The sequence below is a fragment of the Pseudanabaena sp. lw0831 genome (genome assembly GCF_016584665.1).
Lineage (GTDB): Bacteria > Cyanobacteriota > Cyanobacteriia > Pseudanabaenales > Pseudanabaenaceae > Pseudanabaena.
On sequence record NZ_BBJB01000081.1, the window covers coordinates 1 to 22671 of the forward strand.

Consider the following 22671-nt stretch of genomic DNA (forward strand, 5'->3'; position numbering starts at 1 on the left):
CCAAAAAGAAAGAGCCGACACAAAGCGTCGGCTCTTTCTTTTTGGGTTTTAAGGTTGACTTTGCAACCAGTAATAGGTCGCCATTGGCAACGCTGTTGCCAAAATCAGCAAAATAATCACCACCACATTCGATGAACTTGACTCAGTTTCCTCTCTGGTAGCATAGTTACTCGTCTCAGTCTCTTCCACTGCTAATAGAGGCGCACCTGGGTCAGGATTACCCTTCAAAACTGCTTCTAGACGAGCAATTCCCTCATTTACAGCTTGGTTATAGTTTGCCTTACGTGCAGGATAGAGCATTGTCTCATCAGCAATACTATTGGCTATGCTATTAGGCAAGACTTCTTTTACCTTTGCGCCAGTCTGAATAGCGGTACGGTGGTCTTCTGTCGCCATAAATAGTAATACTTGATTAGCCTTCTCTGCTTCAGAAGGGAACCATTTATCAAATAATTCCGCCGTAAATTCCGAGGCAGGTTGACCTAGATCAATACGGCGAATTGCCACAACATGAACTTCAATTCCCGTTAATTCTGCTAATTTTTCAGCTTTGCTAACGATCGCACTTTTGGTCGAAGTACTTAATACCTCAGAATCATCAATCACCCAAGTCTGATCGGTAAGCGTCTTAATTTCGGCTAAGTCTGGAATATCGGATACTTGCAAAGCCAGAACATTACCAGTCAATAAATTAAAGCTAATTAGTAAGGCGATCGCGCCAAAACATAGGCGGTAAAATAAATTTTTAATCACAATTTTCAAACCTATTATTTAAAACTTAAATCAAGTAATTTCACTTGTTAGTGCTAAAGATGGCAGGATTTTAGAGCTAGGATGTGCAGTGCTTCGCGCCGCACATCCTAGCATCTTGATTTCACTATATCAATCCGTAAGGAATCGTAGAGAAAATTTGGAGATCGTTCTTGGGGACAACAAATTATTTTCAGTAATATATCAGATTTTTTTGAACATGATTAGCGATCGAGATCGCTAATCATGTTCAAATTCCCAAAATTATAAAATTTGGAAAAGCACTATACCTCTTAATAAATTCTGTTTGTTTAAGTATTATTAAGATTTTACCAATAAATTCTAAAAGAATTTTCTGTGAACATTCTGGATATAGATCTGTTGATAAATCTAGACGTTTGTTTTTTACCTGTGGAAAACCTGTGGATAACTACAGCCTTTCTGTGGAAAAGCTGTAGTTATCTGGGGAAAACTTTTGAATAAATGTGGAAAACTTTTACTAGGTATTTATACCCTGTGGAAAACCAGCCAGTTTATCCACAGGGTTTTCCACAGGCAAAAATCGCTGTAAGTACTGTTGGATATAGTTTTCTTAGGGTTTTCCACATTTTCCACAGCCCCTATTACTACTATTAAAGATTTTATATTCTTTAAATAGTAATAATTAGAGCAAATGAAAAAAACATGAGAATTTAAATTTGGATTTTGATATTGTAAAAAATTCCAACGATGGTATGATTGGCTTCCACAAATCAAAAAATCAAAAGTAAAAAGCTTTTTATCAAAATTTTCTAAAATAAATTTTTGTTTAAAGTCTGCCCTCAAAAAATATCTGCAAAGTGATTTTAAATACATTTGCTTTTTTTTAGAAATCTTAAATCCTCAAATTTTGAAATCTTCTAGAATTTCCTCCACAAGCCTTACCTGCATTTTTTAGAATCTAATTTATTCAAAATTTAGTCTTGCCTCGTCGATCTCACCACTCAGTTTAGAAAATCCCTGTCAAACTATGCGACTAGTCTGTCCCCAAAACCAACTCGCTGCTAATCTTGCCCTTGTCGGTCGTGCGGTCGCATCTCGTCCCACTCACCCGATCTTGGCAAATATTCGTCTAGACGCTGACGGCTCCAATCAAAGCCTTGGTATGACTGCCTTTGATCTCAATCTGGGTATTCAGGTCTCGTTTCCTGCTCAAGTCGTAGAGGCGGGATCAATTACTCTGCCTGCAAAGTTACTGAACGACATTGTGTCTCGTCTGCCCGATGAAGACATCACGATCGCGGTGGACAAGGACAACACCATGGTATCGATTGTCTGTGGCTCAGGGCGTTATCAAATGCATGGTTTGCCTGTAGAAGAGTTTCCTGAATTGCCTCAAATTGGCGAAGATGGTGAAACTACCTATTTGCCAGTTGAGTCGATGCTGAGTGGTTTGTCATCAACCTTGTTTGCGACTTCGGCTGATGAGACCAAGCGGATTCTTACGGGTGTGCACCTGACGGCTACTGCCGATCGCTTAGAGTTTGCTGCTACCGATGGACATCGCTTATCCGTGGTGCAGACAGGATTTTTGGATGCCGATGAGCCTCCTGTGACCGGGGATACCGTGACTACTAATCTGGAGGTGACCATTCCTGCTAGAGCCTTACGCGAACTAGAACGAATGCTCAATCAACAAACAGAGGGCGCGATCGCGGTTAAGTTTGACCGCGCCAATATGATTTTCCAAAGTGCTAACCAAATCTTGATTTCCCGTTTGTTAGATGGTACTTACCCCAATTATCGCCAACTAATCCCAAGTCGCTTTGATCGCCAAGTTACAGTTGAGCGCAAATTATTTTTATCAGCCCTAGAGCGTATCGCCGTCTTGGCTGACCAAAAAAATAACATCGTCAAAATCACAATTGACTCTACAGGACAAGAAATTTCTCTCTCGGTTGAAGCACCAGATGTTGCCGCAGGACGTGAATCTCTACCTGCTCAAGTTTCGGGTGAAGATGTGGAAATTGCCTTTAACGTCAAATATTTACTGGATGGATTAAAGGCTCTGCCGAGCAATGAAATTCAAATTCAGATGAACAATCCGACCAGCCCTGCGGTGCTTGTGCCAATTGGGGCAACCAAAATGACTTATTTGCTGATGCCCGTGCAAATCCGTAACTAGACAAGCCTTGCCATAAAATAAAAACGACAAATAAAAACGACACAGTGCGTCGTTTTTATTTTATTCAGTAGCGATAGCTGTATCTCAGATAAAAATCCTGTAAACTTAGTTGAAGTATGGATTTCTTACCACTGCCTTCAACTCAACTGCCACCTAGCACCTATGCTGAGGTGAGACAGGCTAGCTCTAGCCAAACGTTGTCGTCTTCGTCAGCGTTTAATGGTCGTATTTCTAGATTGCCTACTGAATTGCCAATAGAAGTGCAATCTCATTTAAAGCTTTTTTTCGATACCTTGCCTGATCCAGATGCGATCGCCCAGCAAGTCAGAGCAACTCTGATCTCCCAAGCTGGCCCGATCAAGCCAAATAGTTTACCGAAGCCAAAGCCTAAAGATAAGCCACGCCTACCCTTACCGCCTCGTGTTGGTGAAAAGTTAAATGTGGTTAGCGATCGTCAAGAATATGACATTAATACTCAGGTGTTTGTCGCTGAAGGTAATGTGGTAATTAATTACAAAAAATCAGAACTTAAAGCCGATCGCGTCCAATTAAATACCAAAACGCAGGAAGTTGTTGCCGAAGGTAATGTATTTTTTACACGCGGCGATCAAAAAATCCGCGGTACAAAGCTTACTTATAATTACAGTACTGTTAAAGGCGATCTCCTGAATGCATCAGGTGCTGTTGACCTTGGCACTTTGCAAAGCTCTGAAGTATCGCGATCGCCTTCAGAATTGGCTACTAACTCGATCACCATATCTCCTATAGGCTCTGGGAATACTGCTGAAGGACAAGTGCGCCGCCTTGGGTTTATTGCCGAGCGTTTAATAATTGACGGAGATACTTGGACTGCCGAAAATTTGCGGGTTACGAACGATCCCTTTAGCCCTCCTGAACTGGAACTTACGACCAGTAAAGCCACCTTAACTCCGATTTCCCCAACTCAAAATCGTCTGGATCTGGAATCTCCACGCATTGTTTTTGATCAGGGATTTTCGCTACCATTGCCAGTCAATAGTATTACGCTCGATCGCTTTCAGCGGTTTGCTCCTGCCTTGGTTGGTTTTGACCGCCGTGATCGCGATGGTGTTTTTTATCAACAAAGCTTTGATGTGATTACTCAACCCAACTTGAATTTCCAACTGTCACCGCAATTACTTCTACAGCGTGCTTTTTCCAGTCAGGGTGGATTTTCGGGTGTTGATATTATTGGGGTTGTTGCTACCTTAAATGGAGCCTTTGATGATGGGTCAAGCTTATCAGCAAGAGCCAGTTTCTCTGGTTTAGATTTCTCTAAGATTGATTCTTTGTTGCGATTTAATGCCAGCTATCAGCTTCCTGTATTTGGTGACCATACGTTGCTTTCACAGTATGCTTTTCGCGATCGAGTATTCAATGGTTCGCTGGGTTTTCAGGATGTAAATAACATTTTGGGCACAACTTTGTTATCTCCAAACTACGTTCTTGGTGATTCCAATATTTCATTTAGTTATCAAATTTCTGCTCAGTTGGTTGGGGCGCTACGCTCTGATTTACAACCGAGTACGATTGGATCGTTGATCCGTGTCCAAGGTGCTGCTGTTGTTAGTCGAGCCTTTCCTCTGCTGAGAGGTGAGCCAGCGCCAGCCGAAAAGGAAACAGGATTGCGCTTCTCTCCCAAACCAATCGTGCCAAGACTAGATGCTTTTTTGACAGCGCAAGGTGTAAATTCTTTCTATTCCAATGGAGTAAATCAGTCTGTTCTCTATGGAACTGCGGGATTATCGGCGGAAGTGGGGCAGTTTGCTAAAGACTTCCTCGATTATACGAGCTTAAGCTTGAGCTATACCCAAGCATTTGCTAGCGGCAAATCCCCATTCTTTTTTGATCAGGTTTCTGATGTTCGAGTTTTTACCGCAGGAATAGTTCAACAAATCTACGGGCCAATTCGTCTTGGCATTCAGCAAAGTTGGAACTTGGATACGGGCACTTTATTTGATTCCGTATATTCTTTGGAATATGCAAGGCGGACATATTCTGTAGTTGTTCGGTATAATCCTAATCAAGGATTAGGGGAATTTCTAATACGGATTAGTGACTTTAACTGGACTCGTCCACCTTCTAATGTGACGAATATTCAAAATGGAATAGAACAGCGTAACTAAAACCAAAAAGGCTGTGCAAAGCACAGCCTTTTTGGTTTTATAGTGTTTTTTATTTAAACTAAGAGGGTAAATACCCCACCGCTCTGCGGTGTGAGTAATTCTAGTAAAAAAGAATTTGATACCCCGTCCGCTTGCGGCGGGGTTATTCATTTTGCAGTAGGCAAAATGAAAACTTCAAACCCTTACTCTGATTGTTTTTTGTTTTGAAAATGAGTACGTACTCATTTTCAAAACGCTATAGTTACGCTTAAAGAGGTGGTGCAAAGCATTGCCTCTTTGGGCTAAACAGGAACGAATTTGAGAGAAACTCCATTCATGCAGTAGCGTTGTCCTGTTGGTTTTGGCCCGTCATCAAAGACATGTCCCAAATGTCCACCACATCGGCTGCAATGTACTTCAACGCGCTTCATAAATAATGAAGTGTCAGTTGTAGTTGCGATCGCCCCTTCAATTGGTGCAAAAAAGCTCGGCCAACCAGTGCGGCTATTGAATTTAGTGTCAGATGTAAATAGCGGCAAGTCACAACCAGCACAGTTATAAGCCCCTTTGTTATATTCCTTGTCAAGAGGACTAGTAAACGCTCTCTCAGTGCCATGTTTTCGTAAAACATGAAACTGTTCTGGAGTAAGAGTTTGTTTCCATTCTTCTTCGGTTTTCATGATTTTATATCTCTTAGTTGCTTTAGTTGAGTCTACTGCGATCGCTGAGTCTGTGGGGGTGGAATCTTGAGATTGTCGCCAAAATTGGGATATCCAAGTGCTGCCGATGATGGCTGCTCCAGTTAGTAACAAATCTCTTTTTTTCATAGTTGATTTTATAGCTTGGTATTGCTAATCACATTGGACTTTTTCCTTACTTTGATTAAAGTTACGAAAGTCGATGGCTGTACGGATGTGGAATTTTGGGATGTGGATCTCCAAGATATAAAGTTAGAGTTGTAACAGTTACTACGATTTACAATCTAGTTTATAATTGTAACAATACTTAAAGCTGAGAAATCACTTCAAACTTTAACAGGTTAAACAACAATGGCATTTGAACTCCCATCTTTACCCTACGCCCAAGATGCTCTCGCAGCTTCGGGTATGTCTGCTGAGACCCTATCATTTCACTATGGTAAGCACCATAAAGCGTATGTTGACAACCTCAACAACTTGATTAAAGATACCGATCTTGCTGACAAATCCTTAGAAGAAATCATCAAGATTAGCTACAAAGAAGGCAAGGCTGGAATCTTCAATAATGCTGCTCAAGTTTGGAACCACACTTTCTACTGGAATGGCATTAAGCCTGCTGGTGGTGGCGCTCCTACTGGTGCTTTGTTGGATGCTATCAATGAGAGCTTTGGTAGCTTGGACAACTTTAAGACTGAATTCAAAAATGCTGGTGCAACCCAATTTGGTAGCGGCTGGGCATGGTTGGTTGCTGAAGGTGGTAAGCTGAAAATCACCAAAACTCCTAATGCTGAAAATCCTTTAGTTCATGAAGGACAAGTTCCTTTGTTGACGATGGATGTTTGGGAACATGCTTACTATTTGGACTTCCAAAATAGCCGTCCTAACTTCATGGCTAACTTTGTCGAAAAACTAATCAACTGGGATTTTGTCGCTGCTAACTTCGCGGCTGCCTAGTTCTGAAAAGTGCATAGCACTCTATTAATTGTAAAAGAGAAGTCTCGCAATGCGTGGCTTCTCTTTTCTTTAAGATGTAATTCTAAATATCGCGATCGCACATCACCACAGCTACAGTGCGATCGCTCAAACAAAGTCTTCTATCCAAACTATTCATCATCATTCGCTTTGAGAATCACCATTGATTTCGGCGATTTTTTGATTGACATAATTGACTATTACTTCGTAATCAATTTCTGTGCCTAATTCCGCAGCACGGGTCAGAGAAGAGAGCGCTTCATTTTTTTGTCCTAGTTTGAGTTGCAGTTCAGAAGTAAATAAAATTAAATTGCGGCCTTGACTGTATTTGTCTCCAATTTCGATATATAGATTTAAAGCATCTGGGCTACTTGCCAAACCAATTACAGGAAGGTCACGATCTGCTTGTCGGGATATCTTAAATCGATTCATTTTTATGAGCTAAGCATTTTTGACCACGATTTTTAATGTTTTCTAATAGATTTGGCAATGTGTCCGAATCGTATTCTGTGTAGTCACCATTTTTGAGTTGTGCAATTCCGAGGTTAATGTCTTGTTGTAGCGTTGCGAGTTTCAGTGCGCGAAGTTCGGCTTCGGCTTGCTCAGCCCGATCGCATATTGCTTGAAAGGCATGAGCATCTTGGACAACAACTTCAGCTTTGCCGTTAACGGTTAGAACCATAGGCGATTGTGTTGATTTAATGCGTTCGATAAATTCTTTGGCGTTGCGCTTGAAGTCGCTCAGAGAGTGGATGTTTTTTAGCTCGATCATAATTGTCAAAGCACTTAATTCGGATCTAATTTAATGATAACTGATCTTTCTTAGCGATCGCAATTTCTTCGATTGTTCACAAATATGCGATCTCCTAAATCTCAACATCAAATTGAGATCGCAACTCAACACCCATAAATGCGATCGCCTATTCCCCAAAATCAAACAGCGATCGCCTATTTCTCTGCATCAAATCGCGATCGCTTGAGATTAGATATACTAAAATCAATTTACTATTTATTCCTGCCTATGAAATTACCAAACGGTGATCATCCAGAAATTTCTATGCAAAAGATTTTAGGATATTGCTTAAACTTCAACCATGATAAGGGTAAAGATAAGGCGAGAGTATTTCAATCTAGGTTGGGTATCACGTCTCAAAATGCCGATCACTTGGTTGAATTAATTCAAATTGCGGCAGTTGAAGGTGAAGTTGTACAGGAGAGTAATACGAAATTTGGTAAGGAATATAAAGTAGATTGGGAAATCCCTAATACAGGAGGTACTGAACTGAGAACTATTTGGGAAGTTAGTATTGAGGCTGGTTATCCGCGTTTGATTAGTGCTTTTTTGAAGAGAGAAAAATAATGAAAACTCCACAGTTACTTGATACGATCGCTATTCTAAAACCAATTTCTATAGATAGGCTTTCACTGATGGAAGCAGAATATGATTTTAATTCAGCTTTGCCAGTGGGTTTGGTGGGTACGATTGTGGATATTCATCAGGATAATCAGGGAATTGACTATCTGGTGGAGTTTGCAGATTCTGATGGGTGTGAGTTTGCGATCGCCTATTTGAAAGCTAATGAATTTCTTACTTTGCAGTATGAACTTGTGGCAGCTTAAAATTTTGCCGTGATCGCCTCTCAACACCCATAAAGCCCGATCGCCCATTCCCCCAAATCAAACAGCGATCGCCCCCTCACCAACTAACACCCGATCGCCTATTTCCCACATCAAACAGCGATCGCCCCTCATCACCCAAAACCCGATCGCCTATTCCCTCAAATCAACCAGAGATCGCCCTCATCACCCACAAAACTCGATCGCCTATTCCCTCAAACCAAACAGCGATCGAGTCAACAAAATCTACGAGAAATTGAGTTTATAATATAAAAACTGAAGGAATGCAAATAAGAAATATTAATGCAATGACAGTAGATCCAAAAATTGAAGAATGGACTGTATGGCTTGAAGATCACATCATACCTGAAGTGTCAAAACTTTTATGGTCGTCCAATATTTACGCTGAGACTAGACAGATAGTAATTAACAATCCAGCAATTAATACAGGCAACCATTTCTATGAGTGGATTGATAGAAACTACGTTCATACAACCTTAATGGGCATCAGAAGACAATTAGATAAACGTGGTAAACATAGTAAGGTTGCATCACTTAAATCCCTTCTATCGGATATGAAAGAAAATTATCATTTACTAACTCGCAAACGATACCTTGAACTTTATTCAGAGGAGATGCAAAATGTCGCGAATAAAGATTATGACAATCTTGCAGGCGAGTCTGTAAATATTTTTCCTGTAGATAAATTGGAAAAATATTTGAATAAACTTGAAGATATTAACAATCTGCATAAGACTTATATCGACAAGAGACTTGCTCATCGCGAAGAAATTACAACATTGAACCCAATGGGGACTTATCAAGATCTTGATGATGCAATCATAATTTTTAAAGAAATTACTATTCGCTACTATCTTTTGCTTTCAGCTAAAACAATAGAGCTTTTTAGTCCTAATCGCGATTGGAAAAATATTTTTAGTCAAGCTTGGATTGCTGGAACAGATGATTTAGATCTCAAATAATTTGCAAAGGGTTTTACATGGGAAAAGCAATAAATTATCGTTCATTTGAAGAAGCGCGTGCTTATGCCCGTCAACTTCAATTGAAAAATCAAAGTGAATGGAGAAACTGGGCAAAAACAGAAGCAAAGCCTCATGATATTCCCGCACAACCTGCTCATGTTTACAAAGATAAAGGTTGGAGTAGTTGGGGTGAATGGCTTGGTACTGATTATGTTGCCAATCAAAATCGCACTTATCTTCCGTATGAGGAAGCACGTACTTATGTTCATCAACTTCAGTTCAAAAATGGAAATGAATGGGCAGAGTGGGCTAAGACTAAAGACAAACCTGATGCCATTCCTGCTTATCCTTCTAATGTCTATAAAGACACTGGTTGGCAAGGTATGGGAGACTGGCTTGGCAATGGAAAGATCGCCAACCAAAATCGCACTTATCTTCCATATGAAGAAGCACTTAAATTTGTTCATGACCTTGGTTTAAAAGGGCAAAGTGAATGGGCAGATTGGTCTAAAACCAAAGATAAGCCTGATAATATTCCTGCTAATCCTGCACTGGTTTATAGGAAAAGTGAAGAATGGAAAGGATGGGGCGACTGGCTTGGTACTGGCACGGTTGCTTCATATAATCGTACTTTTCGTCCGTTTGAAGAGGCTCGTGCTTTTGTACATCAACTTCAGTTAAAAAACAAAGATGCGTGGGTAGATTGGTCTAAAAGTGATGTAAAACCTGATGATATTCCTGCTAATCCTTCACGCACATACAAAGATAAAGGTTGGGCTGGCTTGGGTGATTGGCTCGGTACTGGAAAGATCGCCAATCAAGATCGCGTTTATCTTCCATATGAAGAAGCTCGCGCTTTTGTACACAGTCTCCAGATTAAGGGTGAGACTCAATGGAGGAATTGGTTAAAAGATGAAAACAAACCTGAAGACATCCCTGCTCAACCGTCTCATGTTTATAAGGATAAAGGCTGGACTGGTTGGGGAGACTGGCTTGGCACTGGCACGATTGCTTCATATAATCGTGTTTTTCATTCATTTGAAGAAGCTCGTGATTTCGTACATCAACTTCAGTTAAAAAATAAAGATGAGTGGGTAGATTGGGCTAAAACAGAAGCAAAACCTGATGATATTCCTGCTAATCCTCCCAGTTCATACAAGGATAAGGGATGGTTAGGCTGGGGAGATTGGCTTGGCACAGATTCGATTGCAAACCAAAATCGTATTTTTCTCCCGTTTGAAGAAGCCCGTGCTTTTGTACATCAACTCAATTTAAAAAATTGGAAAGAATGGAACATCTGGTCAAAAAGCGATAAAAAGCCTGATAATATTCCTTCTAATCCTTCAAAAACCTATAAAGATAAAGGGTGGAATAGTTTTGGAGACTGGCTTGGTACAGGTACAATTGCACCTCAAAATCGTGATTTTCTTTTGTATGAAGAAGCTCGTGCTTTTGTGCATCAACTTCAAATAAGAAGTGGAAAAGAATGGTCAAACTGGCTAAAAAGTGGAGAAAAACCTGATAATATTCCTGCTAATCCAGCAGGAGTATATAAGGGCAAGGGGTGGTTAGGATTTTCAGATTGGTTAGGAATTGTCAATTTATGGCGACCCAATGCGATTTTGAGCTTTTTGTACAGCTTACAACCTGTTTTATCTAGCTTAGAGTCTTCTGAATTATATGCAATCATGAGACAAAATGGCATGATTGCTTCTATTAGTCATAACAAAAAGAATGCTGAGATACTGAAAGGCATTAAAGATTTATGCTCTACAGACGATCTAGAGACTGAATGTAACAACCTAATTGCTCAGCTAGAGAATGCAAGAAATAATGGAAGTATTGAATCAAATGAACTAGAATTTGCAGATTTGTTAGAAGATGACGATTTAATCACCAGCGAAGAAATAGAAACTGATTTAGTCCCTAATGAAATTGAAAAGATCGATGCGGAGTTACCTCAACTAAAGTCCTTTGATTCCTTAAAAGCAGTTGATTTGCTTGTAGAAGCAGGAATTACTTCAGATTATGAAACCATAGAATTTTTAATCAGTAACCGTATAAGCGGAATTTGGCAAGATTACCTTAACGAACAACTTACTTTTGATATAGAAGGATTTCGCAACGAAACAGGCGGCACATACTTTCAGACAATTCAAAAGCGCTTTTTCAGTCAATATGATGGTGCAATGAAATTAGCCATACCAAATGGGTATAGTTTCCCGCACCTACCCAACCCGATGCAACGCCTTACAGCCTATCGCATCCTTACCGAAAGAAGGATTGGCAACTGGTCTGGAGTCGGCGCAGGCAAAACAGTATCAGCGATTTTTTCCAGTCGAATTATTAATGCTAAATTCACGATCATTATTGCTTTTAATAGCACCGTTGATGCTTGGGCTGGTGTTATCAAGGAAGTCTATCCCGACAGCATCATTTACCAAAAAGAACGCGGAAAAATCACCGTAGATCGCAACCAACATAACTATCTCATTCTCAACTTCGAGAAATTCCAACAACCCTACTCCGCCGGACTTGTCGGCAACATCCTCGCCAATCACCAGATCGATTTTGTCGTCATCGATGAAATCCAAAACGTCAAACAACGCGATCCCAAAAAAGAAAGTAAACGCCGACAAATTCTCAATGGTTTACTTGATGCAGCTAAACAACAAAACCCTGAACTCTGCGTCTTAGGCATGAGCGCCACACCCGTCATCAACACCCTCTACGAAGCCAAAGCACTGCTAGAAATGACAAGGGGCGAAAAATTTGACGAATTGAAAACCTTCAGCACGATCGCCAACGCCCTCGCAATGCACGAAAAACTGATGCTATATGGCATCCGCTATCGTCCCAATTACAAGATTGCGATCGCCGAAAGCTTTCCCGAAATCTCAGGTGAACACCTGCGCCCCCAACTCATCGCCGACATCAAAACCAGCCCCCTCGCCGTCGAGCAAATCCTCCTCTCAGCCAAAATCGACACCATCATCGCCCATCTCAAAACAGGAACTCTGATCTATACCCACTATGTCGATGGCATGGTCGAACCACTCCGCAAAGCGATCGCCGCCGCAGGTTACAAGGTGGGCTTATTCACAGGCGTAGAAGACACCAAAGAACGTGATTTCGCCAAACAGAAATTCATCGCCAGAGAAATCGACATACTCATCGGCACGGCTCCCATCGGCACAGGCGTAGATGGACTGCAATATGTATGCGATCGCCTGATTATCGCCAGCCTCCCTTGGACTCATGCCGAATACGAGCAACTAGTCGGGCGCATCTATCGCCAAAAATCATCATTCGCTAAAGTAGAAGTAATCATTCCCCAAGTCATCCTCGACCATCAAGGCGAAATCTGGTCATGGGATCGCCAATACCGATGGAGTCGCATCCAATGGAAAAAATCCCTCGCTGACACGGCGATCGATGGCGTAATTCCCAAGGGCGAACTCGCATCGGAAAAAGTCGTCCTCCAAAAAGCAGGAGAAGCTCTGCAAACATGGATCGATCGCGTCGAAAGTGGCGACATCTACGAAATCAACCGCGAAGAATTGCGCGTCCCCTTACCCGAAGCGATCGCTAAAATTTTACAACGCCGCTTCGGTGACTTCTCAGCGATGAACAACCGCTTCAATAATTCCTACAGCCACACCACAAGCGATCGGCTCAAAGCAAATCCCGAAGAATGGTATCAATACCACACACTCTATCGCGCCGCCCGTGAAACATGGCAGGAAATCCCCTACGAAAAAATCGCCGAAAAACTCCAAAACTACACCAATCTCCAGATCGGTGACTTCGGTTGCGGAGAAGCCAAACTAGCCGAATTACTTCCCAATCATCAAGTCCATTCCTTCGACCACATCGCCATCAACGCAAAAGTACAAGCCTGTGACATCGCCCATACCACTCTCCCTGATGCAACCCTCGATGTCGCCATCTTTTCCCTATCCCTCATGGGTCTAAACTATGCCGACTATCTCCAAGAAGCCCATCGCACCCTCAAAGGCGGCGGCAGCTTATTGATTGCCGAAACCATCAGCCGATGGACAGATAAAAAGCAAGAATTACTGGATTTGATGACGAGTTTAGGATTCACTGTTGTCAAAGAGCAAGAGAGCGATCGCTTCATTTACATCAATGCCACCAAGCCCCTAATTTCAATACTCTAGATGGATTTTGGCTTTAACCTTTCTGCTAAAAAATATCCAATCATGATGCCAAAAGAACTTGCAACCAAATCACCGATATCAAAGGTCCGATTAGGCGAAAGCGATTGGGCTAACTCTTCGACGACAGTAAAGATAACAAATAACAATGGAAATAAAGGTAATGTCCAAGCCCAAAATCTGACTGTGCGCCAATTACCAGCCATCTGTCCCAAGAAAGTCGCTAGCCCATAGAGAAACACATGACCAGCTTTATCATTTTTAGTCAGATATTCTGGCAGAGCATGGTTATAGGCAAGCACAATGATTAATGTAAATACGATCAGGTAAATTACAACCAGAATTTTCCAAACTAACTTGTTAGATTTCATGGGAAAGATTTTAACTCAAGGTAATTTAGATAGATAAAGGCACATCCATCCATTTTCTTTTCTGGTGTGACTCTTGGGTTAAATCCATGAGCAACTGTGACCATGCACCTTCATAGAGGCTCGGAGTCATAGGTTGACCTGATTGAATAGACTTTACCCAGCGATCGCATATAGCTAGTACAGGCGCAAGACGACCATCGGTATAGGTTCTCGAGAGTTCGTATTCAGATGGGATCGGCACAATTTCCATTTCGGTGCGATCAATTTTGCCTTGTCGCAAACTAAAACCATGTACATAATCCGATTGATTAGAGCTACCCAATACAAGGGTTCCATTTTCACCATAAACCGTGAGCCAATGTCCCCGACCGCGATAGGTGACTGTACTCAAGGAAATATTACATGGAGTTCCATCGGCGAGTTCTAAAAGAATATTGCAGGTGTCATCAGCATCAACAGGACGCATAATGCCATTCGCATCAGGACGTTCCGTAATGCCTGTACTGAGTTGACCAGAGAGACTTTTAATATCACCAAATAGCCAGCGTACATAATCAAAGACATGGGAACCGATCGCACCTAATGCACCTCCTCCAAATTCTTTTTGGCTATACCAATTCCACACCCGCTTAGGATCGGCGCGTCCTTGCACTAGCCAATCGATCTGAATTAGTCGTTTCTTACCCACATGGTTGTTATCTAGTAGATGTTTGAAATATCGCCATTGCGGGACATAACGAAATTCAAAATCAGTAGCGGTGATGACTTGATGCTGTTGGGCAAGTTGATACAGCGCGATCGCTTCCTGGAAATTCATGGTCACAGGCTTTTCTAGCAAAATATGCTTGCCAGCATCGATCGCTGCTTTTGCCTGTTCATAATGAAAGCTTGGCGGTGTGGAAATTGTCACAGCTTGGACTGCGGGAAGTGCGAGTAAATCCTCAAGGCGATCGCAAGCATGGGGAATATTAAATTTATCAGCAATTTGTTGTGCTTTAAGGCGATCTCGATGGTACACCGCCACAACTTCTGTATCAGGATGAATTTGTAGAGCAGGAATATGGATAATTTGTCCAAAGCCCGTTCCGATAATACCAACACCAATTTTTGACATGTTTCTTACTGCTTGAATTACTTGAACTTTTTCTAGCGTAGGGGCAATTCATGAATTGCCCCTACACTAAGCACTTTTCCGCTCTTCCTAAAACTCAATCCCTGCTTGAGCCTTGACACCTTGCTCTCTAAAGGGATGTTTGACAAGTTCCATTCTCGTTACTAAGTCAGCAACTTCGATCAGTTCAGCAGGAGCGCCGCGACCAGTAAGGATCACATGGGAATCAGCAGGTTTCTCTTTAAGCCCTGCAATCACAGTTTCGACATCGAGATAGCCTAGCTTGAGAGCAATATTCACCTCATCAAGGAGGACGAGCTTGTATTCAGGATTTTTGATATAGCCAAGTCCCACTTCCCATGCTTCTTTGGTTTTCGCAATATCGCGATCGCGGTCTTGGGTTTCCCATGTGAAGCCTTCGCCCAAAGCTTGGAAAACAAGTTGATTTTGCCACATTTCAAATACTTTTTTTTCCGCTGGCTCCCATGCACCTTTGATGAACTGGACGATCGCGACTTTATATCCATGTCCTAGCGATCGCAAGACCATCCCCAGCGCCGCCGTAGTTTTGCCCTTGCCATCACCAGTATTAATGATGATCAGCCCTTTTTCGAGGTTACGCTCTGCGACTCGCTGATGTTGCACTTCTTGGCGGCGCTGCATTTTAGTGCGATGTTGTTCGGCGGTAAGTTCAGTCATGGAGATTTCCTGATGAATGGCAATAAAGCAATGCTTTGTTAGGATATTTTAAACCGTCATAATGCTTAGAAAAAACAAAACCCAAAAAAGTTAGAGGAGGTCGTGAAGCGACCTCCTCTAACTTTTTTGGGTTTTGTTGGTATATTTAGCTTTGATGCTACAACGGCTGCATATGTTTAAGAAAATCTTCTCCTTTGGTTTGCTTGTATTTGTCCCGATATCAGTCATCGGTCACTTGCAAGGATGGAATTCTACGCTGATATTTGTGACTTCAGCGATCGCGATTTTGCCCTTAGCGGGTTGGCTCAGCACAGCAACCGAAGAAATCTCAGTGGTTTTGGGGCCTTCATGGGGCGGCTTGTTAAATGCGACCTTTGGTAATGCGACGGAGCTAATCATTGCGATCGTGGCTCTAAATGCAGGGTTTACCAGTGTCGTCAAAGCTAGCATCACTGGCTCAATCATTGGCAACCTGTTGCTGGTGATGGGCATGTCTATGCTTTTAGGCGGACTGCGATATAAAGAGCAGGAATTTCAGCCAACTATGGCGCGATTAAATGCTTCAGTCATGAATTTGGCGGTAGTGGCGATTTTGTTGCCAACGGCGGCAAATTTTACGAGTGCTGGAATCAGTGAAGAAGTCTTGCAAAAGCTATCGATCGCTGTGGCGATCGTGCTGATTATTGTCTATTGTCTAACTCTTCTATTTTCAATGAAAACCCATGCCTATCTCTATGATGTGGGCAAATCTGAAGCAGATGATGCCGAGGAGAAAGAAGGACATCCTCAGGAAATCAATCTTAAGTTATGGATTTCGGTGCTGCTGGGAGTGACATTATTAGTTGCTTTAGAATCTGAGCTTCTAGTAGGAACTTTAGAGGAAGCAACTGCTCAACTCGGTCTAACAGAACTATTTACTGGGGTAATCCTATTGCCGATCATTGGTAATGCTGCTGAACATACAACGGCGATTACGGTAGCGATGAAGAACAAAATGGAACTATCAGTCTCAGTTGCCGTAGGTTCAAGTATGCAAATTGCTTTATTTGTTGCACCTGCGCTAGTCATTATTGGTTGGTTTATGGGGCAACCAATGGATTTAAACTTTAATCCTTTTGAGTTAGTGGCGGTTGCTGTGGCGGTGCTGATTGCGAATTCGATTAGTTCCGATGGGCGATCAAATTGGCTAGAAGGCTCTTTGCTAGTAGCAACGTACGCGATTCTAGGCTTTGCATTCTATTTTCAACCAGTCTAAGCAAAAGCGGCGCATTGCGCCGCTTTTGCTAATCGCTATACAATCTCCGAAAGCGTGGATCGATTTTGGCACTTTTCTCTCGATTACATTTAGCACAAAGGGTTTGGAGATTACTCATATCATTAGCGCCACCTTGCGCTAGGGGAATAATGTGATCAATATGCAAGCTCTTAGCAGTAAGATCAATCTTCTGACAGCTTTGACATTGATAATTATTCCGCTCAAAAATCTTTTCTCTAACATCAGTTGGAATTTTAATACGCGGTGTTTTGTCGGTCATTGTAGATAGCCAGTAATTGAGAAGTCTGTACCAATTTGTTGAAACTGCGATCGCGAAAGATTTATAGCATCAGTCATCAATGCTAATCCTAAATCGTCAATAGGACTCGGAGCCGTAAATCCGCCAATTAACTTAGGCGCAATAAAAGCATAAACTTTTTGTACCATCTTAGCCTTAATTGCGGCGGCTCCTAAGCGCCCTCCACATTCCCATAAAACTGTATTGCAGCCACGCAGCCCCAACTCCAGCATCACGGCTTCAGGCGATATGTCATCTAGTTCGAGAACTTCAACTTTGCGATCGCGTAGTTTTTGCTTTAGCTGATAATTGGCATTAGGCAAAGTGATTACCAAAGTTTTTTCGGTATCTGTTACTTTCCATAAATTGGCAACTTCAGGAAGATCGAAACTTTGAGTAATTACGACCCTTAAGGGAGAATGCACACTCAACCCATGAGTATTTAAGTGGGGATTATCGAGCCTAACTGTGTTACCACCTGTAATAATTGCATCACAACCCACGCGCAAGTCATGCACTAAATGCCGTGCTTCTGCTCCAGTAATCCAATAGCTATGCCCAGAAGTCGTCGCAATCTTGCCATCAAGAGTCATCGCATATTTAAAAATGCCAAAGGGCAAATTCGTTCTCATGCGATGGAAGAATGCTTCATTTAGTTCTAAACATTGCTGTTCCAAAACACCTGTAGTCACTTTCACTCCCGCCGCAAGCAAGAGATCGCGACCAGTCCCTGATACTTGTGGATTAGAGTCGATCGCACCAATAACTACCTCACCAATTCCCGCCTTGATAATTGCTTCAGAGCAAGGAGGCGTGCGTCCGTGATGATTGCAAGGTTCTAGATTGACATATAGGGTTGCATCTCGCAGATCTTCACCAGTTTGCTGTGCTGCTCGAATTGCGAATATCTCTGCATGGGGTTCACCAGCTTTGGGATGAAAGCCTTCACCCAAGACATGTCCATCTTTCACAATTACGCTTCCCACCATTGGATTTGGCGCAGTTTGCCCTCTCGCTTTTTGAGCCAAATCAATACAGCGTTGCATCCAGAGATCTTGCTGTGTTGCTAATTCTTTATCTACCTTTTCTATCATTTAGAATATGATTTACAACGCTTTGCGCTGACATAAAAACCAAAGAAATTTTTAAAAGTGACGTAAAGCGTCACTTTTAAAAATTTCTTTGCACGAGTTGGTTTTGAAAAGAGCAGTAACTAGAGGCAATTTATGAATTGCCTTTAGTTTATGGAGTTAGCTTTACAAAGCAGCTTCTTTTTTGAGCTTTTCGCGATCGCTAATTTTCGTAGTCGGCGACTGAAGAGCGAAGTAGAGCTTATTCAAAGCGCTGAGATAGGCTCGCGCCGAAGCAACAATAATGTCGGTGTTTGCAGAATGTCCAGAGAGCGTCCCCACGTCAGGATGCTTGAGACGAATGGTTACTTCGCCGAGGGCATCGATACCTGCGGTAACCGATTGCACTGAGTACTCGATCAATTGATTTGGGACATTCACAATACGATTAATCGCTTTGTAAATCGCATCAACTGGCCCAGTACCCACCGAAGCATCAGTAATTTCTGCACCATCGGGCATGACGATAGTGATTGTCGCCGTGGGGATAGCGCGATCGCCACAGCTTACTTGGACATGATCGAGTTTGAAAGCTTCGGGTGCATGACGAATTTCGTCGTTAACGATCGCCTCTAAGTCGCGATCGCTAATTTCTCGCTTTTTATCAGCAAGTTCCTTAAAACGAACAAAGGCAGCATTAAGTTCTTGTTCTGAAAGCTCAAAGCCAAGCTCTTTGAGGCGAGAACTCAAGGCATTGCGTCCTGAGAGCTTACCAAGCACGATCAAATTGTCGGTTAAGCCAATGGATTGAGCATCCATGATTTCGTAGGTGAGGCGATTTTTCAATACGCCGTCCTGATGGATACCTGACTCATGGGCAAAGGCATTAGCACCTACAATCGCTTTATTGGGCTGCACCAACATCCCTGTGAGGTTGGACACAAGGCGCGAAGTTTTGTAAATCTGCTTTGTGTCAATGTTGCAGAGTGGCGCAATCGATTCCGCAGGACGACCGAGGAAGCTATTGAAATAGGAGCGGCGCACATGCAAAGCCATCACCAATTCTTCGAGGGCGGCATTACCTGCGCGTTCACCGATGCCGTTAATCGTGCATTCCATTTGACGCGCCCCATTTTTGGCAGCCTCAAGGAAATTTGCCACGGCTAAGCCAAGATCATTGTGACCATGTACCGAAATAATGGCGCGATCGATATTTGGCACATTTTCTTTAATGCCTTTGATCAAGGCTCCAAACTCAGAAGGAGTCAAATAACCGACCGTATCGGGAATATTGACAGTGCTCGCACCAGCCGCGATCGCAGCCTCTAATACTTGATAAAGAAACTCAGGATCAGAGCGTCCTGCATCCTCAGGTGAAAACTCGACATCGGCAACTTTTGATTTGGCATAGGCAACCATTTCTGGCACGATCGCCAAAACTTCAGCGCGAGTTTTCCGAAGCTTATATTCCAAGTGAATATCAGAGGTCGCAAGAAATGTATGAATTCTCCCCTTAGCCGCAGGCTTGACCGCTTCGGCAGCCGCTTCAATATCGCCTCTAGTAGCCCTTGCCAAACCGCAGATCGTGGGGCCATTCTCTGTGCCAACGAGCTTAGCAATTTCTTGGACTGCATGAAAATCGCCTTTGCTGGCAAAAGGGAAACCCGCCTCAATGATGTCTACACCAAGTCGAGCCAGTTGCTGCGCGATTAGCAATTTTTGCTCCACGTTCAGAGTTGCGCCTGGGGACTGTTCGCCATCGCGTAAGGTGGTATCAAAAAAGATAATGCGGTCTTGAGCAACTTGAGACTCTTGAGGTGTTACTGATGTAGACATAATGCGTTAATTCATGAATGTTTATTGTGAGATCGTAACTATTTGGCTTTGGCTAAATTTTCTGGTGGCTAATTCGCTACATCGATTTTAATTTTACCGTAGGTAAAATTAAAACTTAAAAACCTTGACGAGATTGACTTTCAGTTTTCAAATGAGTATTTGCTCATTTGAAAACTGTTATAGGTTGTAGCGATCGCAACAGAAATTCAACTATTGCAATCTTAGCCTCTTTCTTTAAAAATGGTAAGCCAATTGTGAGAGTTTACTGCTACGTAGGCGCGGTAAACTCATACATATGCTAGGCTATTGCATCCGTCTGAGATTTACGATGCCGCGCATGAAATCTTTACCTGAATCCTCAAAACCTTTTGGCGATCTTGTTAAGGCAGATCGTGAGTTGCAAGGCGTTAATACTACTGTGTTAGAGTCTCCAGAAATCGATCACCGCGATTGCTTTACATGGTCAAACTTTTTTGTAGTTGTAAGTATTCCATTAGTAGGGGGATTGGTGGGACTGGGGCTAATTTATTTAGCCAATCCCTTGGCGATCAGTTGGCTAGCGTCTTCTGATGCCCCTGCTTTTTACTCTAATTCCTTATGGAATATTCCCAAAAGCATCCCTCAAATCCAAGCTGAGTTAGGGCGTAGCTACCTGAAGCTAGGCGAAAGTTACAATCTCAAAACGGGTGAAACCATTTATACGGTTTTGGAAACAGAAACCCAGAATATTCGTGAAATTCGCTTCTATCAGACCATTTGGGATCGCGGTGTCGAGAAATACCTGTTAGTCAGCACAACCACGGTTTCAGGAATTGACGAATATTTTGTGCGATCGCCAAAGTTTAAGTATGCTACTGAAGCTATTCCTGAGCGAATGCGACCAGATCGCAATCGACTTCCACTCAAAAAATTATCACTATTAAAAAATCCTCCCTCTCAATACGATGGGGTTTGGTTTAGCACAACGGGTAATGTCGATGGCATTGCCTATGGACAAATTTATTACTTTTCCAATGATAAGCGATCGCAATTAGTAGAACTAGATGCATGGACTAGTCCTGTAGGAGAGCTTCCTATATGGCGTAATGCTTTATCAAGTAATTCTAGTTCTGTGCAATTGGTAGTTAATCAAACTCAAGCATATGATCCTTCCTTACTAATTTTTCAACCTGAAGAAGCGATCGTTCGTTCCATGCGCAAAGTGCAATTGCGACAGGTAACATTAAATGAAGCGAAGGGGCAACCCAAGGCTTATCAAGACGCATTAGTAATGGCAAGTGTTGGTCTATGGTCACCTGCATTGGGCAAATTTAATCTGATGGTGGATGAGTTGAGATCTAAAGGGAAACAACTCTCGCCATTTTTGCAAGAACAATATGACTTGATTACATTGCACGCCAAAATCACCTCAGACCAAGCCCAGAATCCTAATTCTAGTTTAGGAGAAAAAGCACTAATTAATATTATTGATGGAAGATGGAATGAGGCTTTGGCAATCGCCAATGATTCCGCTTATAAGGGCGATAAGATTGCCGAAATGTTAGCGAAATATCATCCCCACATTTGGCAGCGGGTGATGACTATGTTGACTTTTACTGGAGCCAAGGAAATTAAGCTATGGGGTGGGCTGGTTGTTCTACAACGTAATGGGTTACGCCGTGCCGAGCATTGGTTGCGGGAGCAGAAGGTCGATCCTAAAGAATCCAATCAATTATTGCAACGTCTCGATCTTGCGCCAGTTACCCTCGATCCAAGACAATTAATCGGAACAGTTACCTATATTGGCAAAGGAGATGCTGGTACTGAATGGTTTTTGCCGCCACCAAAGCTCGAATCAGGTCAAGGTTGGTATGAAGTTAGTATCAATTTGATTAAAGACGGTGATAAGTGGAGTAATGCTCCATTTAGCGAACTTAGCGATCGCTCATCAATTTTATTATGGAGGATTTTAGGGCTTTCTCTCAATAGCAGTCTGGGAGTAGTCCTATACGAACCCAATGGCAAATCGCAAACGGCAACTTTAACTGCCCATTCTCTCTGGGTTAGTGATAATGGCAGTCTCAGAATTCTTGCGTCAGGTGAGGTTGCGCTTGCCCCTTTGCTAAATAAAAGTATTCTTCCACCTCTCGTCACCAGCGGTGGTGCGTTTAACCCACCTAATGGAACTCCTATCGAATGGCAAACTCTCTCATCAATAACGATTGAACGCATAGTTCGTACCATGTATCGCGAGTTGCAACGCAATGGTGAAGTTTCGCTCAGCATCGAGGAGTTTGGTGTACTAGTGCAGCAGCAATGGACTCTGTCCTCGGTAAGTCTCGATGGTACTGGGAAGCCTGAATATTTACTATTGCTCGATCGCGAAAAAGTTGATTTAGGCGATCGTCATTATCCTTTAGCGATCGCTTTTTCTAGCGACGGCTCTCTCCTATTTAGTGATATGAGCGGTGGTAGAGTCTGGATCGATGTATTGCCAAGCAGTATTGACGGACAAATTCTCACACTTCGTAATGGACGTTACGAAGTGTGGAACTTCCGTTAAAACC

The 22671-nt window shown here is 42.4% G+C and carries 19 protein-coding genes; 9 read left to right on the forward strand and 10 right to left on the reverse strand.

Going from position 1 to position 22671, the window contains the following annotated elements; all coding sequences use genetic code 11:
• Positions 1-48: 48 nt before the first annotated feature.
• On the reverse strand, positions 49-753 hold the full coding sequence (gene psb32 / locus APA_RS17145; RefSeq protein ID WP_236579659.1) for a photosystem II repair protein Psb32: 705 nt from the start codon (positions 751-753) through the stop codon (positions 49-51).
• Between the two features lie 1006 nt (positions 754-1759).
• Here psb32 and dnaN point away from each other — a divergent pair.
• Together dnaN and APA_RS17155 are read left to right on the forward strand one after the other, a co-directional pair.
• Positions 1760-2914 (forward strand): DNA polymerase III subunit beta, encoded by a 1155-nt coding sequence (dnaN, locus tag APA_RS17150; protein WP_201323473.1) that lies wholly within the window; start codon positions 1760-1762, stop codon positions 2912-2914.
• Positions 2915-3030: 116 nt separating this feature from the next.
• A complete protein-coding gene (locus tag APA_RS17155; protein WP_201323474.1) occupies positions 3031-5058 on the forward strand; it encodes a DUF3769 domain-containing protein in 2028 nt (675 codons plus the stop codon).
• A gap of 281 nt (positions 5059-5339) precedes the next feature.
• Here APA_RS17155 and msrB read toward each other — a convergent pair whose 3' ends face one another.
• Positions 5340-5864 carry a peptide-methionine (R)-S-oxide reductase MsrB gene (gene msrB, locus APA_RS17160; RefSeq protein ID WP_201323475.1) on the reverse strand — a complete coding sequence of 175 codons (525 nt, stop codon included), beginning with the start codon at positions 5862-5864 and terminating at the stop codon, positions 5340-5342.
• Positions 5865-6086: 222 nt separating this feature from the next.
• On the opposite strand from msrB, the gene APA_RS17165 reads away from it, so the two are divergent.
• The gene (locus APA_RS17165; protein WP_201323476.1) at positions 6087-6689 is read left to right on the forward strand and encodes a superoxide dismutase; all 603 of its coding nucleotides are present in this window, start codon (positions 6087-6089) and stop codon (positions 6687-6689) included.
• 159 nt (positions 6690-6848) lie between these two features.
• On the opposite strand, the gene APA_RS17170 is transcribed toward APA_RS17165, so the two are convergent.
• Positions 6849-7139, reverse strand: a complete 291-nt coding sequence (locus tag APA_RS17170) for a hypothetical protein (protein WP_201323477.1) — start codon at positions 7137-7139, stop codon at positions 6849-6851.
• Complete coding sequence (locus APA_RS17175) at positions 7126-7479, reverse strand: type II toxin-antitoxin system Phd/YefM family antitoxin (protein WP_201323478.1); 354 nt, start codon at positions 7477-7479, stop codon at positions 7126-7128. The genes APA_RS17170 and APA_RS17175 overlap by 14 nt, the downstream gene beginning before the upstream one ends.
• Before the next feature lie 249 nt (positions 7480-7728).
• On the opposite strand from APA_RS17175, the gene APA_RS17180 reads away from it, so the two are divergent.
• The 4 genes from APA_RS17180 (at position 7729) to APA_RS17195 (ending at position 13488) form a co-directional block, all read left to right on the forward strand.
• Positions 7729-8067 carry a DUF6883 domain-containing protein gene (locus APA_RS17180; protein WP_201323479.1) on the forward strand — a complete coding sequence of 113 codons (339 nt, stop codon included), beginning with the start codon at positions 7729-7731 and terminating at the stop codon, positions 8065-8067.
• On the forward strand, positions 8067-8327 hold the full coding sequence (locus tag APA_RS17185) for a DUF4926 domain-containing protein (protein WP_201323480.1): 261 nt from the start codon (positions 8067-8069) through the stop codon (positions 8325-8327). Before APA_RS17180 ends, APA_RS17185 begins: the two co-directional genes overlap by 1 nt.
• Positions 8328-8632: 305 nt before the next feature.
• On the forward strand, positions 8633-9307 hold the full coding sequence (locus APA_RS17190; RefSeq protein ID WP_201323481.1) for a hypothetical protein: 675 nt from the start codon (positions 8633-8635) through the stop codon (positions 9305-9307).
• 17 nt (positions 9308-9324) lie between these two features.
• On the forward strand, positions 9325-13488 hold the full coding sequence (locus APA_RS17195) for an integrase repeat-containing protein (RefSeq protein ID WP_201323482.1): 4164 nt from the start codon (positions 9325-9327) through the stop codon (positions 13486-13488).
• Here the strand turns inward: APA_RS17195 and APA_RS17200 are convergent.
• The 3 genes from APA_RS17200 to cobO form a co-directional block, all read right to left on the reverse strand.
• Positions 13485-13856 (reverse strand): VanZ family protein, encoded by a 372-nt coding sequence (locus APA_RS17200; protein WP_201323483.1) that lies wholly within the window; start codon positions 13854-13856, stop codon positions 13485-13487. The two genes, APA_RS17195 and APA_RS17200, sit on opposite strands and share 4 nt — an antisense overlap.
• A 25-nt stretch (positions 13857-13881) precedes the next feature.
• Positions 13882-14970: a Gfo/Idh/MocA family protein gene (locus tag APA_RS17205; protein ID WP_201323484.1), complete on the reverse strand. Its 1089-nt coding sequence runs from the start codon at positions 14968-14970 to the stop codon at positions 13882-13884.
• Between the two features lie 87 nt (positions 14971-15057).
• Entirely contained in the window at positions 15058-15666 is a 609-nt protein-coding gene (cobO, locus tag APA_RS17210; RefSeq protein WP_201323485.1) for a cob(I)yrinic acid a,c-diamide adenosyltransferase, read from the reverse strand.
• A gap of 172 nt (positions 15667-15838) precedes the next feature.
• On the opposite strand from cobO, the gene cax reads away from it, so the two are divergent.
• Positions 15839-16921: a calcium/proton exchanger gene (cax, locus tag APA_RS17215; protein WP_201323486.1), complete on the forward strand. Its 1083-nt coding sequence runs from the start codon at positions 15839-15841 to the stop codon at positions 16919-16921.
• A 28-nt stretch (positions 16922-16949) separates the two neighbouring features.
• Here the strand turns inward: cax and APA_RS17220 are convergent, their stop codons facing one another.
• The 3 genes from APA_RS17220 to APA_RS17230 all read right to left on the reverse strand — a co-directional run bounded on the left by APA_RS17220 (position 16950) and on the right by APA_RS17230 (position 20125).
• The gene (locus APA_RS17220; protein WP_201323487.1) at positions 16950-17201 is read right to left on the reverse strand and encodes an HNH endonuclease; all 252 of its coding nucleotides are present in this window, start codon (positions 17199-17201) and stop codon (positions 16950-16952) included.
• Positions 17198-18313 (reverse strand): bifunctional diaminohydroxyphosphoribosylaminopyrimidine deaminase/5-amino-6-(5-phosphoribosylamino)uracil reductase RibD, encoded by a 1116-nt coding sequence (gene ribD / locus APA_RS17225; protein ID WP_201323488.1) that lies wholly within the window; start codon positions 18311-18313, stop codon positions 17198-17200. The genes APA_RS17220 and ribD overlap by 4 nt, the downstream gene beginning before the upstream one ends.
• 162 nt (positions 18314-18475) lie before the next feature.
• Complete coding sequence (locus APA_RS17230; RefSeq protein ID WP_201323489.1) at positions 18476-20125, reverse strand: 2-isopropylmalate synthase; 1650 nt, start codon at positions 20123-20125, stop codon at positions 18476-18478.
• A 337-nt stretch (positions 20126-20462) separates the two neighbouring features.
• Between APA_RS17230 and APA_RS17235 the strand changes: the two genes are divergently transcribed.
• The gene (locus APA_RS17235) at positions 20463-22667 is read left to right on the forward strand and encodes a hypothetical protein (protein WP_201323490.1); all 2205 of its coding nucleotides are present in this window, start codon (positions 20463-20465) and stop codon (positions 22665-22667) included.
• The last annotated feature ends 4 nt before the right edge of the window (positions 22668-22671 follow it).